Annotated in this window: 13 protein-coding genes, 2 tRNA genes and 5 pseudogenes; 9 read left to right on the top strand and 11 right to left on the bottom strand. The window is 61.5% G+C overall.

Annotation, left to right across the window (positions count from 1 at the left end):
- Positions 1-52: 52 nt before the first annotated feature.
- From L0A91_RS18830 to L0A91_RS07600, 5 genes and pseudogenes are all read left to right on the top strand, one after another.
- Positions 53-2,121, top strand: a pseudogene (locus L0A91_RS18830) (UPF0182 family protein).
- On the top strand, positions 2,055-2,579 hold the full coding sequence (locus L0A91_RS18825) for a UPF0182 family protein (RefSeq protein WP_311198115.1): 525 nt from the start codon (positions 2,055-2,057) through the stop codon (positions 2,577-2,579). The pseudogene L0A91_RS18830 and the gene L0A91_RS18825 overlap by 67 nt, the downstream one beginning before the upstream one ends.
- Before the next feature lie 11 nt (positions 2,580-2,590).
- Positions 2,591-3,244 carry a hypothetical protein gene (locus L0A91_RS18820; protein ID WP_235246463.1) on the top strand — a complete coding sequence of 218 codons (654 nt, stop codon included), beginning with the start codon at positions 2,591-2,593 and terminating at the stop codon, positions 3,242-3,244.
- 123 nt (positions 3,245-3,367) lie between these two features.
- A tRNA-Met gene (locus tag L0A91_RS07605) sits at positions 3,368-3,444 on the top strand.
- Between the two features lie 111 nt (positions 3,445-3,555).
- Positions 3,556-3,632 (top strand) — tRNA-Met (locus L0A91_RS07600).
- Positions 3,633-4,219: 587 nt separating this feature from the next.
- Here the strand turns inward: L0A91_RS07600 and L0A91_RS07595 are convergent.
- Entirely contained in the window at positions 4,220-4,573 is a 354-nt protein-coding gene (locus tag L0A91_RS07595) for a thioredoxin family protein (RefSeq protein WP_235246462.1), read from the bottom strand.
- A gap of 116 nt (positions 4,574-4,689) precedes the next feature.
- On the opposite strand from L0A91_RS07595, the gene L0A91_RS18815 reads away from it, so the two are divergent.
- Positions 4,690-4,938 (top strand): FAD-dependent oxidoreductase, encoded by a 249-nt coding sequence (locus L0A91_RS18815; RefSeq protein WP_311198114.1) that lies wholly within the window; start codon positions 4,690-4,692, stop codon positions 4,936-4,938.
- Entirely contained in the window at positions 4,931-6,127 is a 1,197-nt protein-coding gene (locus L0A91_RS07590; protein ID WP_311198113.1) for an NAD(P)/FAD-dependent oxidoreductase, read from the top strand. The genes L0A91_RS18815 and L0A91_RS07590 overlap by 8 nt, the downstream gene beginning before the upstream one ends.
- Positions 6,128-6,193: 66 nt before the next feature.
- Here the strand turns inward: L0A91_RS07590 and L0A91_RS07585 are convergent.
- From L0A91_RS07585 to L0A91_RS07560, 9 genes and pseudogenes are all read right to left on the bottom strand, one after another.
- Positions 6,194-6,966 (bottom strand): annotated as a pseudogene (locus L0A91_RS07585) (inositol monophosphatase family protein).
- Positions 6,967-7,047: 81 nt separating this feature from the next.
- A pseudogene (gene rsgA, locus L0A91_RS07580) lies at positions 7,048-8,053 on the bottom strand (ribosome small subunit-dependent GTPase A).
- Positions 8,053-9,041, bottom strand: a pseudogene (gene aroA, locus L0A91_RS07575) (3-phosphoshikimate 1-carboxyvinyltransferase). The pseudogenes rsgA and aroA overlap by 1 nt, the downstream one beginning before the upstream one ends.
- 11 nt (positions 9,042-9,052) lie before the next feature.
- Positions 9,053-9,328: a hypothetical protein gene (locus L0A91_RS18810; protein ID WP_311198112.1), complete on the bottom strand. Its 276-nt coding sequence runs from the start codon at positions 9,326-9,328 to the stop codon at positions 9,053-9,055.
- An 87-nt stretch (positions 9,329-9,415) separates the two neighbouring features.
- A complete protein-coding gene (locus L0A91_RS19800) occupies positions 9,416-9,616 on the bottom strand; it encodes an alpha/beta family hydrolase (RefSeq protein ID WP_397333866.1) in 201 nt (66 codons plus the stop codon).
- The gene (locus tag L0A91_RS07570; protein ID WP_235246461.1) at positions 9,583-9,960 is read right to left on the bottom strand and encodes a hypothetical protein; all 378 of its coding nucleotides are present in this window, start codon (positions 9,958-9,960) and stop codon (positions 9,583-9,585) included. Before L0A91_RS07570 ends, L0A91_RS19800 begins: the two co-directional genes overlap by 34 nt.
- Positions 9,957-10,346: an SOS response-associated peptidase family protein gene (locus tag L0A91_RS18805; RefSeq protein WP_311198111.1), complete on the bottom strand. Its 390-nt coding sequence runs from the start codon at positions 10,344-10,346 to the stop codon at positions 9,957-9,959. Before L0A91_RS18805 ends, L0A91_RS07570 begins: the two co-directional genes overlap by 4 nt.
- Positions 10,322-10,729, bottom strand: a complete 408-nt coding sequence (locus L0A91_RS18800) for an SOS response-associated peptidase family protein (RefSeq protein ID WP_311198110.1) — start codon at positions 10,727-10,729, stop codon at positions 10,322-10,324. The genes L0A91_RS18805 and L0A91_RS18800 overlap by 25 nt, the downstream gene beginning before the upstream one ends.
- 86 nt (positions 10,730-10,815) lie before the next feature.
- Positions 10,816-12,054, bottom strand: a complete 1,239-nt coding sequence (locus tag L0A91_RS07560; RefSeq protein ID WP_311198109.1) for a pyridoxal phosphate-dependent aminotransferase — start codon at positions 12,052-12,054, stop codon at positions 10,816-10,818.
- A 186-nt stretch (positions 12,055-12,240) separates the two neighbouring features.
- Between L0A91_RS07560 and L0A91_RS07555 the strand changes: the two are divergent.
- Both L0A91_RS07555 and rsrA read left to right on the top strand, forming a co-directional pair.
- Positions 12,241-12,887 (top strand): annotated as a pseudogene (locus L0A91_RS07555) (sigma-70 family RNA polymerase sigma factor).
- Positions 12,884-13,171: a mycothiol system anti-sigma-R factor gene (gene rsrA, locus L0A91_RS07550; protein WP_235246460.1), complete on the top strand. Its 288-nt coding sequence runs from the start codon at positions 12,884-12,886 to the stop codon at positions 13,169-13,171. The pseudogene L0A91_RS07555 and the gene rsrA overlap by 4 nt, the downstream one beginning before the upstream one ends.
- Positions 13,172-13,264: 93 nt before the next feature.
- On the opposite strand, the gene L0A91_RS19795 is transcribed toward rsrA, so the two are convergent.
- The gene (locus L0A91_RS19795; protein ID WP_397333865.1) at positions 13,265-13,339 is read right to left on the bottom strand and encodes a 50S ribosomal protein bL37; all 75 of its coding nucleotides are present in this window, start codon (positions 13,337-13,339) and stop codon (positions 13,265-13,267) included.
- Positions 13,340-13,377: the final 38 nt, after the last annotated feature.

Genomic DNA, 13,377 nt, shown 5'->3' with positions numbered 1-13,377 from the left:
CGGTTTGGGAGTGTCGGCCCGAGCGCACAGGAGCAGGTCTGTAGTGAGTCAGATGGATGGACCAGAGCCCGACAAGAACGGCGATGAAGGTAAGGACCCCTTCGACCCGGCTTCGTATGAGGACTCGAGCGACTCAGGAGAATCCGCGGCGAAAGACCCGACGGACGCCTTCGGGCCCAGTGGGGTGCCGGGCCCGTCTCAGCCGCAGGGGAGTGGCTCGGGCGGATCGGGTGGGCCTCGACGTCCTCCGACGAAGCCGCGCAGTGGTGGGGGCCGGCTTGGCCCGACGATCGCGATTGTCGTCGCAGCTGCAGCGATCATTACTTGGTTGGCCCAGTTGTGGACCGAGTTCTTGTGGTTCGAATCAGTTGGCTACCGCAGTGTTCTGACGACTCGCCTGTTGACGCAGGTCGGCCTGTTTGCTGCTGCTGCAATCATCACGGCCCTGCTGGTGTGGACGTCTTTGAGTCTCGCCTACCGCAAGCGGCCAATTTATGCGCCGAGCAGCCCTGAACAGGCAAACCTGGACCGCTACCGTGCGGCTTTGGAGCCGGTCCGCAAGTTGGCGTTCATCGCCACGCCGTTGGCCTTGGGCGCGTTCGCTGGCACGGCTGCCTTGGCGCAGTGGGACACCGTCCTGCTGTGGCTAAACCGGCAGCCCTTCGGTGTCACTGATCCCCAGTTTGGCCTTGACGTGGGCTTCTACGTCTTCACCTTGCCGTTGATTGAGTTTGCGGTCAGCTTTGCGACGCTGGTGCTCGGCATCGCATTGATCGCAGCTCTGCTGACTCACTACATCTACGGCGGCATCCAGTTGCAGGGCGAGGGCCCGCGCACCACGCCGGCCGCTCGGGTGCACTTGGCCTTGTTGTTTGCCGCCTTGGTCTTGGTGCGCGCCTTGTCCTTCTGGCTGGAGCGCTATGGACTGACCACTGCCCGGCACGAACGCATCACCGGCATGACCTACACGGATGTCAATGCCGTGCTGCCCACGCGTGGGGTGTTGGCGATTGCAGCGTTGCTGGTGGCGATCTTCTTCATCAGCACGATCTGGACCAAGACCTGGCGACTGCCTATCATCGGCATCGTTGGGCTCGTCGTGATCGCCCTGCTGGTCGGTGGCGCCTACCCAGCATTGGTGCAGTCGCTCAAGGTGCGACCCAGCGAAGCAGTGCTCGAAGAGCCCTACATTCAGCGCAACATCGACGCGACCCTGGCCGCATACGACCTGGACGAAACCGAATTCATCCCGTTCCAAGCCGAGACGGAAGCCTCGCCTGGGCAATTGCGCGATGACGCGGCCACGGTCCCTGGCATCCGCATTGTTGACCCCTCGGTTGTCTCCCCGACGTTCCGGCAGTTGCAGGGTGTTCGTGGTTACTACCAGTTCCCCGAGGCGCTAGACGTGGACCGTTATGACGTTGATGGCGAGCGCGTTGACACCGTTGTGGCTTTGCGTGAGATCGACCTTGACGGTGTCCCGGACGGGCAGCGCAACTGGGTTAACGACCACACGGTCTACACCCACGGATTCGGTGCGGTCGCTGCGTACGGTAACCGTCGCACCGCAGATGGTGAGCCCATCTTCTTTGAGCGCAACATCCCACCAGTGGGTGAATTGGGTGACTACGAGCCGCGGATCTACTTTGGCGAATCCTCGCCCGACTACTCCATCGTCGGAGCGCCCGAAGAGGCAACCCCACGTGAGTTGGACTTCCCGGACAGCCAGAGTGCCAGCGGTGAAACGCGTAACACCTACATCGGTGGCGGCGGCGTTTCGGTTGGCTCGACGGCGCGACAGATGGCGTATGCGCTGAAGTACCGCGAGCTAGAGATCTTGCTTTCTGACGGCGTCAACGAAGAGTCGCGGATCCTTGACCACCGTGAGCCACGTGAGCGTGTTGAGCGTGTGGCCCCGTGGTTGGAGTTGGATGGAAACCCTACCCCGCAGTGGTGGACGGTCGTATTCAGTGGATCGTCGACGGCTACACGACCTCCGCTGACTACCCGTACTCCCAGTTGGAGGGTTTGGATGACGCCACGGCGGACTCCTGGTGGCTTCGGCTGGCAACATCCAGGCCATTGGCTCTGGTGACATCAACTACATCCGCAACTCGGTGAAGGCGACGGTGGATGCCTATGACGGCTCCATCCAGTTGTATGCCTGGGACGAGGAAGACCCGCTGCTAATGGCATGGTCACAGGCCTTCGATGGGACCGTGCGTCCGCTGGATGACATTGACGGTGAGCTCATGTCTCACTTGCGCTACCCAGAAGATCTCTTTAAGGTCCAGCGTCAGGTCATGACTCGATATCACGTCGATTCGGCTGAGGCCTTCTTCGGTGGAACGGACTTCTGGAACATTTCGGAAGACCCCAGCGTTGAGAGCGCAACGCCGCAGGACATGCCCCCGTACTACCTGAGCATCGCCATGCCGGACCAAGACGAGCCGACATTTTCTTTGACGACCAACTTCATCCCTAGCGGTAGTGAACGGCAAAACTTGGTTGGCTACATGGCCGCTGATGCTGATGCCGGAAGTGAAGCGGGGGCGCCTCGAGAGGGTATGGGCAACTGAGAGTGCTTGAGTTGCCGCGTGAGACGACAGTGACCGGTCCGGGCCAGTTCCAGAACGAGATCGAGTCGTCAAACGAAACGTCAGAGGCGTTCACTCAGACGTTGAGCCAGTTCTTGAGCCTGAACCGGCAGGCAGGATCGACAGTTCAGCTGGGTAACTTGCTGACCTTGCCGATCGGTGGCGGATTGCTCTACGTCGAGCCGATTTATGTCCAGGCCAGTAGTGGTTCGTCGTATCCGTTACAACGTTTGGTTGTTGTCGCCTTTGGTAACGACCTTGCGTGGTCTGACACCTTGGACGGCGCGCTCGACGAGTTGTTCGGCGGAGACTCTGGTGCCACGGCGCCAGACTCAGGGACCGGGACAGACACGCCAGTTGATGGCACAGACGTGCCGGTGCCCGATGGCGGCGACAGCACTGCCAGCCCGAGTCCCAGCCCGAGCGAAGCCGATGAGCCGGTGCCGGCAGACCTCGAAGAGGCCCTGGCCGACATTGAGACTGCCTATGCCGACGGTCAGGCAGCGCTGCGTGAGGGCGACTTGGTTGCCTATGGCGAGGCGCAGGAGCGTCTAGAGGCCGCAATCAACCGTGCTGTGGCGATCTCGCCAAGCGGTTCGGTGAGCGTGGCACCTAGCGACGATTCAGAGGCCACGGCTACTCCGTGACCTAGGACCCAATAGACGCTAAGGGCCTTCCAGGATTCTGGGAGGCCCTCAGTGCTCTCTGGGAGGTAGCCAGTCGGCCGATTTGGTGTCGCTCTTAGCCTCACGTAGAGTTGTGTTTACCGACGCGGGGTGGAGCAGTTCGGTAGCTCGCCGGGCTCATAACCCGGAGGTCGCAGGTTCAAATCCTGCCCCCGCTACCAAGCGTCGAAGGCCCCCGATCCTTATGGATCGGGGGCCTTTGCATGCCTGCGCGCACAGAGTCTGCAGAAGGACAGAGCAGCCTCTGCAATGCCGTAGACTGGTCTTACCGACGCGGGGTGGAGCAGTTCGGTAGCTCGCCGGGCTCATAACCCGGAGGTCGCAGGTTCAAATCCTGCCCCCGCTACCAAGCGTCGAAGGCCCCCGATCCTTGTGGATCGGAGGCCTTTGCATACCTGCTAGGTGGCCCTTGATGTGGCGCCTGCGCCGGGTTAGGGTCCACCTGTCAGCTTGTTTCTTCCGAGGTGGGAGCCACAATGCCGAAGTTCAACAGTTTCCACGCTCTCTTTCCCGGCCCGATAGCTTGAACAAGCGGGGGCAGATGCGCAAGGGCGTCCGGTCTTCGCAACAGCGAAAGGCAAGACAGCGACAACTGAAGTACGAACTAGGGATTTGCGGGAGCGGCTCAAATCTCTCGGTCCTGAGGTTCCCGGCGAACCGCGTGCTACCCAGCGTCAGCGTGAGGTAGCCAGGCGCCAAAAGATGCGCGTTCTGATGGAACTAGACAGATTAGAGAACGCGGGCGTCGGCAATCTGAAGAACAAGCCGGGGTCTCCAAGAGGCGTGACCTATGTGGTTCAAGGCGGTTCGCCAGGATCCGGTAAGCGGAGTTGACTGGACCGCGGGCTAAACGCTGACGTGCAGCAAGTGGTCAGGCACATCTTGACCGTGGGACTTCAAGGCGCGGACCATGCGCTGCGCGAGAGGCTTCGTCTCTCAGACGCGATCGCGACGCTCGATGATGTCTTCGCCATCAGCGTTCAGGAAGCGGACAACCTGAAAGTTCCAGGCCGGCTCGCCGTATGCGGCCAAGACCTCGGCGTCCTTGCCCGGCTTGTTGTTGTGGATCAGTAGCGGCACGAAATCGCGCTCAATGCTGGCGACGATCGTGGGATCAGACAACACGTCCGCGCCAAACTGCTTGCAGCCAATGCAGCCGGGGACTTCCTGGAAGAGTGCAAACACAGGCTTGCCGGACTCATCAGAGGCTTGCAGGGCCTCATCAAGGTCCCGGCCCCATTGCACGAGGCCGACTTCCATGGGCTGCTGGAGTGCGTTGAGATTCATCATATCGGTTCAACATTGATACCCCTGTGGGTATTCCGAATAGGCACTGTGCGAGGTTTCACAGGCCCAAAGGCACCCTGGCGGCTCAGGTTAGGTCTACCTACCTCTACGCTTGAAGCATGAGTGCTCCCACCAGTCGACCCCGCGTCCTCATCATCGGATCCGGCTTCGGCGGCTTGTTTGCTGCCAAGAAGTTGAAGAAGGCCGACGTCGACATCACGCTGATCGCTAAGACGAGCCATCACCTCTTTCAGCCGCTGCTCTACCAGGTGGCCACCGGGATTCTTTCTCCTGGCGAGGTAGCCCCGGCAACTCGCGAGATTCTCCAAGCAAGACAACGCCGAGGTCGTATTAGGCGATGTGACTGACATCGACATCGAGGCAAAGCGTGTCACGGCCAACACTCTGGGTGTTGAACTCGAATACGACTACGACTACCTGTTGATGGCCGCCGGCGCCCAACAGTCATACTTTGGCAACGACCATTTCGCCCGTAACGCGCCTGGCATGAAGAGCATTGATGACGCCCTTGAGCTGCGTGGTCGTATCTACGGTGCGTTCGAGCTTGCCGAGGTCGCCGCAGCACGCGGTGACCAGGAGATGTTGGACCGCCTGATGACCTTCGTTGTCGTCGGAGCTGGCCCGACTGGCGTTGAGATGGCCGGGCAGTTGGTGGAGTTGGCCCAGCGGACGTTGAAGCGCGACTTCCGACACTTTGATCCGGGCGACGCCAGAATTATCCTGCTGGACGGTGCGTCAAGCGTCCTCGGGCCCTTCCACGAGGAACTGCGCGAGAAGGCGCACTCCCAACTCTCCAAGCTGGGCGTTGATGTTCGCCTGAATGCAATGGTGGTTGACGTTGATGGCCAGGGCCTTGAGTATCTCGACGAAAACAAGGACCGTCACCGCATCGATTCGGCCACGAAGGTTTGGGCTGCTGGAGTGAGCGCTAGCCCGTTGGGTAAAATCGTCGGAGACCAAGCGGGCGTTCAGGTTGACCGCGCCGGCCGAGTCCCGGTTGAGCCTGACCTCACGGTCAAGGGCCACCCCGAGATCTTCGTTGTTGGCGACATGATGTCGCTCGACAACCTTCCCGGTGTTGCACAGGTGGCGATCCAGGGTGGCAAGCACTCTGCTGACCAGATCATGCGCACGCTGAAGGGCGATGAAGCTCCCAGCAAGCCCTTTAAGTATTTCGACAAGGGCAATATGGCAACGATCTCTCGCTTCCGGGCGATCGCTGAGGTGGGCAAACTGCGGATCACCGGGTTCCTCGCCTGGATGATGTGGCTAGTCGTGCACCTCTTCTACATCATCGGTTTTAAGTCGCAGGTGACCACGCTGGTCGGTTGGGCCGTGACCTGGATCGGCAAGGACCGCTCCGAGCGCACCTTCACCGAGCAACAAGTGTTCGGGCGATTGGCCTTGGAATCCAGTGAAGGCAAGGCGATACGAGAAGTCGCGACCCGCAAGGTTGGCCCCGGCAAGAACGCTAGCCCGTCCACCCGCCGTCAGGCAGAAGAGGCCGCACAAGAGGCCGCGCAGACGAGCGAATAATCGCACCAACGACGAAGGCCACCATCTCCTGACCCGGAGTGGTGGCCTTTCGTATGTGCGGAGGTCTCAGCCGACGGCGCGCTGGCGCAAGGTGCGCAACGTCTCTTCGTGCAGCACGCCATTGGTGGAGACAGCGCTCAAGCCATAGGGGCCATCAATCCCGTCTAGGTCGGTGAATCGGCCACCTGCTTCGGTGACGATCGGCGCTAACGCCGCCATGTCATGCACGGCCAGACTGGGGTCTACCCCGATATCGACGGCGCCTTCAGCAACCAAGACATGGGTCCAAAAGTCTCCATACCCGCGAGTGCGCCAACAACGTTGGGCTAGCGACAAAAACCCGATGTGCTGGGGGTGGTCCCACCACTTGTCTAGCGACGCGTGGGAGAGCGAGGCGTGCTCCATCACGGAGGTGTCTGAGACGTTGATCTGGTTGGCTCCCGACAGCCGCCGTCCAGTCCATGCGCCACTGCCGACGGCCGCCCACCAGCGACGATTCAAGGCTGGTGCGGAAACCAAGCCCAACACTGGCTCGTCATCGACAACCAGCGCAATGAGCGTGGCCCAGACGGGCACCCCGCGAATGTAGTTGGAAGTGCCGTCGATAGGGTCAATGATCCAGCGGCGCTCGCCGTGTCCGGTCGTGGGCAGTTCTTCGCCTTGCACAACGTCCGGGGGCGGGCCCGCAGCAATTGGCGACGCAACAGGTGCTCAGTGTGCTTGTCGGCGTTTGTTACCAGCGATCCATCGTCTTTGAGCGACACTTCCAACTCAGGAGAGTGGAAATTGTCGGTCGTGTACTTCTCGACAGCATCGGCGAGCACGTGAGCAAGTTGCATGTCATCGGCATAGGAGACCACGGCCCCACGCTATCTGGCTGAATGTCCGAACCAGTGGACACGTGGCCGCAACGCAGCCAGCTATTCGCCGGTGCGACTGCCCAACAAACGGCGCAATGAGTCGAGTCGCGCCGGGCCGTTAGGCCCGGCAGCACCGCTGGCGACGTAGGCATCGAGGCCACACTCAGGCTCATCGTGGCTGCAGCCTCGGGGGCAGCCATCTGCGCCAGGGGCTAGGTCATCGAAGTGTTGCAAGAACGTCCCAGGATCGACGTGGCCCAAACCGAAGGAGCGCACGCCAGGCGTATCGACCACCCACCCGCCTTCGGGAAGGGGCAAAGCAAAGAGCTCGTCGAGGTATGCCGTCCGCGGCCAGTTACATCGTTGACGACGCCGGTGGTCCGGCTGGCATCGGGCACGAGGGCGTTGACCAGGGTGGACTTGCCGACGCCGGAGTGCCCCACCAAGACGGAGGTCTTGTCCTTAAGCTCCTCGCGCAGGGCAACTAGCCCGTCGTCATCGGTGCTCTGACCGTCTGGCCCCAGGGCAATCACCACATACGGCAAATCGAGTGCGTCGTATTGAGCCACCAGCTCGCTGGGGTCATGCAGGTCTGCTTTGGTGAGCACCAGGAGCGGATCCAGCCCAGCGTCATACGCCGCGACCAGGCATCGGTCGATCATCCGCGGCCTGGGCGGTGGGTCCGCTAGCGCTGTGACGATCACGAGTTGGTCGGCATTTGCCACAATGACTCGCTCAACACGGTCGGAGTCATCGGCGCTGCGTCGCAACACCGAGTCGCGCTCTTCAATGCGCACAATGCGGGCTAGTGCGTCCGTCTCGCCCGAGGTGTCGCCAACGATGGCCACGCGATCGCCGACCACAACTTTGCCGCGGGCTAACTCGCGGGCTCGCATCGCAATCACGGTGCGGCCCTCGACTTGGTGGTGAATCGGCCACGGTCGACGCCGGTGACCAGGCCAATCTCGGCGTCGTCATGGCTAGGCCGATCCTTGGTGCGTGGCCGAGTCCCACGCCGACTAGGGCGTGATCGCACGGAGTCCTCGTAGTGGTCGTAGCGACCCATCAGCCCACCGCCTGAGCCCAGACATGCTCGAATCCGGGGAAGGTCTTGGCGGTAGTTTCGACGTCTTCGACACGTGTTCCAGGCACGACGGCGCCCAGCACGGCGGCCGCCATGGCCATCCGGTGGTCGTGGTAGGTCTGCAGCAATGCTGGGCCGAGCCAGCGTGGCTCAATAGTCAGACCGTCCGCCGTTTGCTCAATCTCGCTGCCCATGCGGCCCAATTCGGCCTGCAGCGCGGCCAAACGATCAGTCTCGTGGCCGCGCAATGGGCCACTCCACGCAAGGTGGACGGACCGCTGGCGACAGCAGCCATGGCCGCGACCACGGGGGTCAGTTCGCCGACTTCATGCAGGTCTCGATCTAGCCCCTGCAACTCGCCAACGGGTGGACCGGTGACGATGAGACCGTTGTCGCTCAGCGACACCTCGGCACCCATCTCTCGAGCAATCTCGGCGATCTCTGCTCCGGCTTGAGTGGTGTGCTGAGGCCAGCCCTCGACGGTGACAGTGCCACCGGTCACGGCAGCCAGGGCAACGAAGGGGGCCGCCGAAGAGAGGTCAGGCTCTACCTCAACATCGAACGGAAGCACCGCGCCCGGCCAGACTCGCCAGGACTGGTCGTCTGGGCGCGACACCTGCACCCCTGCGGTTCGCAGCGTCTCGAGAGTCATTTCAATATGCGCGTTGCTCGGCACAGAGTCCCCGGTATGACGCAGCGTCAGTCCGTCCTCGAAGCGGGCTCCGGCCAGCAGGAGGGCGGAAATGAACTGCGAGGAAGCGCTGGCGTCAATGGCGACCCGACCGCCCCTGACCGAGCCCGTGGCATGCAAGCTAAACGGCAATCGAGCCTCGCCTTCGTCGTCGATCATGACGCCGAGGTCACGCAACCCGGTGAGCAGCTCACTCATCGGCCGAGTGCGGGCGCTGGCATCTCCATCAAAGCGAACCTGTCCCCGGGCCAGCGCGGCAATGGGGGGCACGAATCGCATAACAGTCCCGGCTAAGCCACATTCGATAGTGATGTCGCCGGTGAACTTTGACGGGGAGTGACGTGCCACGCCGAGTCGTCCTCGGTGCGGTTTACTTCCACCCCCAACTGCTCCAGGGCACCCACCATCAACGTGGTGTCCCGCGAAACGAGTGGGTGTCGGATGACGCTTGGGCCTTTGGCGAGGGCGGCGAGCAGTAGATAGCGATTAGTCAGAGACTTACTGCCTGGCACCCGCACGGTGGCGTTGATCGGGCTCGTCGAAGCGGGCGCATCCCAAATGTTCATGCTCCTACGTTAATGCCTGCACAAACGACCTGGCCGCGTCCAAGACTGCTGGCAGGTCGCGGCTCGGCGAGTGGTTGCCTGGCACGCTCACGACGCGTACCGAATCATGGACTGCTTTGACCTCGGCGGGGGAGCCAAGGGGTCTTTCAACCCCTGCACAACCAAGGTCGGAATGGCAGCGTTAACGGGCAACAGCAACTCAGGTGCCCGTGATTTTTCTGGCTGGCCGGGTGGATGCAATGGAAAGGCCAGGTTCAGGACCCCGGCGACCTCCAGCTCGGCAGCCAGTCGGCAAGCAACCCGCGCTCCTGCGCTGCGGCCCCCGATGACCCACGGCCGGCAAGGGCACCTCGCCCCTTAGCTAGCGATGCGGCGACTTCTCGAGTGGCAGCGTCCAGGGTTGGGGGTGGGGTGGCTACCTTTTTGCCTGCGACGCGCCACGGTTGATCAATGAGAGCAATGGTCCAACCGTCGTCCATCAGCGGCAGGAGGGCCTGAATGTCAGCAGCGTCCGTGCCGCCTCCGGCACCGTGGCCGAGCAGAATCGTGCCAAAAGACTGGTCCTGTGGGCGGTAGATCGACACCCTGGAGGGTCCGTGGACGGTCTGCACCGTGCGTTGGCTGGGCCTCATCCGATGATCTCTCCGGTCGCGGGATTAACGACACCCTTGAACTCAGACTCATCGATGGGTGTCAGTAATGCCTCGCCATTGTTACGGTTGGAGTTCACCGCAGTGCTGATCGCCCACGTCTGGAAGCGGCCCGGGGCGCCCGAGTGCAGCAGGTCACGCACCTCGTCGGGATTGACGAGCAACGGGTCGAGCCAGGCATCCCACGTTGATGGGTCAAGCACCACAGGCTGGCGGTCATGAATCCGCTCTAAACCAGGCTCGGCCGCCGTTGTGATGATGGTGAACGTGGTGAGCCAGGCCCCTGGGTCGCCGTCTGCGGCGCCAGGGTCACGCCAGAACTCGTATAGACCTGCAAAAGCGGTCAGCGCACCATCTGCTCGCGACATGAAAAACGGCTGCTTGCGAGGCTTGCCCTTCGCGTCTGTGGCAACGGGGGAGACCTGCCACCATACCAACCGTCAGCCGGGATGATGGCGCGCCGTGATGTTGCTGCTTTGCGGAAAGCTGGCTTGTCGAAGAGGGTCTCGGAGCGAGCATTCGTCATCCGCACCCCGACCTTCACGTCTTTGGCCCAGGAGGGGACTAAACCCCAGGTCAACGGCCGCAACTGCCGCTGGACCTGCTCGGCTTCGTCATCCCGTCCACGCCGTTCAACCACCACGAGAGCCTGCTTATTGGGCGCCATGTTGAAGTCAGGGCTGCCAACTGGCGGTGACTGCGGGTTGACCAACAACGATCGGCTGGGGTCACCGAGACCGTTGATATCCACTTCGAAGATCTCGATGAGTTCATCGGGATCAGCGCTCGCGGCATACCGCCCGCACACTTAACTTCGCCCTCCGCTCAAGGTCAGCGTCATTGTCGGTATGACGCCAAGAAGTTGCCCATCCGCTCTAACGCAGTGCTCAAATCGCGGGTATGCGGCAGCGTCACGATGCGTAAGTGGTCTGGGGCTGGCCAATTGAAGCCACTGCCATGCACGACCAAGATGTGTTCCTTCTCAAGCAAATCCAGGCAGAGCTTTTCGTCATTGTGAATCTCGTGGACATTCGGGTCTAGCCGTGGGAACACATACAAAGCGCCACGGGGCCGAACCACGCTGACGCCGGGCATTGCATTGAGCATTGTGGTTGCCACGTCAGCCTGCTCGGCGAGTCGGCCACCGGGCTCAATCAACGCATTAATGCTCTGGTGCCCTGAGACTGCTGCTTGTATCGCGTGTTGAGCTGGCACATTCGGGCAGAGCCGAGTGGAAGCGAGTAAGACGATGCCTTCGAGGAATCCTGTTGCGTGGTCTTTCGGTCCGGTGATGACCAACCACCCCGCCCGGTAGCCGGCCACGCGATACGTCTTTGAGAGCCCATTGAAGGTCAAGACCAACAGATCAGGTGCCACCTCAGCGGTGCTGATGTGCTGCGCATCGTCGTACAGGATCCGGTCATAGATCTCGTCCGAGAACAACAGCAGCGAGTGCTCGCGCGCAATTCGGGCGATCTCCTCGAGCACCTCACGCGAGTAAACGGCCCCGGTGGGGTTGTTGGGGTTGATGATCACCAGCGCCTTGGTGCGGTCGGTGATCTTTGCGCGAATATCAGCGACATCAGGGTTCCAATCGGCCGCCTCGTCGCACAAGTAATGCACTGGAGTCCCACCAGCCAGGCTGGTTGCCGCGGTCCACAGAGGGTAGTCCGGGGCTGGAATCAGCACCTCGTCGCCGGCATCGAGCAATGCGGACAAGGTCATCATGATCAGCTCAGAAACGCCGTTGCCCAGGAATACGTCGTCGACATCAAAGCGGGGAAAACTCGGCATCTCCTGGTAGCGACTGACGACGGCGCGGCGTGCAGCAAAAATGCCTCGCGAGTCTGAGTAGCCCTGCGCATCCGGTAGCGCCGCAAGCATGTCGTGCAGGATCGCGTCAGGGGCGTCGAAACCAAAGGGTGCTGGGTTGCCAATGTTGAGCTTCAGAATGCGGTTGCCCTCAGCCTCCAGCGCGGCAGCCCGGGCGGCTACCGGCCCCCGGATTTCGTACAGCACGTTTTGCAACTTGCTGGACTGGCGCAAGGTCTTCAGAGGCTTCGGGTGCGCGTTCACCCCTCCATCGTGCCACCCCATGTCGATATCGGCGGGAATGCGTGCACGCCTGTCCCTGTTGACATCACTACACACGTCAGGAAGGGAGGACACATGAGCATTTCCACGCTGGTCGCGCAAGAGGCAGCAGCACAGCCCGCACTGCGCTTCTCTGGCTCCGCGACGCAACAGGTATCCTTGGCCGCAATGACCACGATGCCGATTGACGACGAAGCCCAGAAGGCAGCCGATGCTGCCGTGGATGTGTCCGTAGAGACGCCGGATGAGCGCGCTGCCCGGTTCCAGCGTGAGGCCATGCCTCTGCTGGATCAGATGTATAGCGCTGCGCTTCGCACAACGCGGAATCCGACCGATGCCGAAGACTTGGTGCAAGAGACTTTGCCAAGGCCTTCGCTGCCTTCCACCAGTACCGTCCCGGCACCAACTTGGCTGCCTGGATGTATCGGATCCTGACGAACACCTACATCAACTCCTACCGCAAGAAGCAGCGGCAGCCCAAGGAGTCTGATGCAGCCGAAGTTGAGGATTACCAACTGGCTCGCGCTGCCCAGCACAGTTCGACGGGGCTACGCTCCGCCGAGACTGAGGCGCTCGATCACCTTCCGGACTCCGATATCAAGCGTGCGCTGAGCTCCATTGGCGAAGACTTCCGCATGGCCGTCTACTTGGCCGATGTTGAAGGCTATGCCTATAAGGAAATTGCCGACATCATGGAGACTCCCATTGGGACCGTGATGTCTCGCTTGCACCGTGGTCGTCGTCAACTTCGTGACTTGCTGACGGACTATGCAGCTGATCGTGGCTTCACTACCGACAAAGAGGGGGCATCGTGAGCACTCACCATGCCGGGGAACACGCTGGTCAAACTGACTGCGCAGCTGTCGTTCTGAGACTTTTCGAGTATGTCGACAACGAGGCGGGCAAGGAAGACGCTGCACAGATCAAGGCTCACCTTGATGACTGCGGCTCTTGTCTGCGCGAGTACGAGCGCGATCTGCTGCTGAAGGCACTGGTTCGTCGTGCCTGCGAAAAGGAATCTGCACCAGCCGCACTACGCACTCGGATTATGACCCGCATCACGACCTCCGTGACCGTCATCCACACCGAGCAACTCTGAGGCACGCCTAACGTGCCCGCGATGAGGCGACAAGAAAGGCCCTAACAACTTCACGTTGTCAGGGCCTTTCGCTGCTTTCGAAGGCAGCCGCACTCAGGCGTTGGGCTTCTTGCCGTGGTTGCTGCCCTTCTTCTTGCCAGCGCGGCGCTTGCGTGCTCGCTTGCTCATAGTGAACTCCTGCTCTGTCGAGGGGTTCGCACGATCGT

It is taken from the genome of Ornithinimicrobium sp. INDO-MA30-4 (assembly GCF_021535045.1).
Lineage (GTDB): Bacteria > Actinomycetota > Actinomycetes > Actinomycetales > Dermatophilaceae > Ornithinicoccus.
The sequence above is the reverse complement of the archived record's forward strand: the minus strand, read 5'-3'. Positions and strand labels throughout refer to the sequence as shown.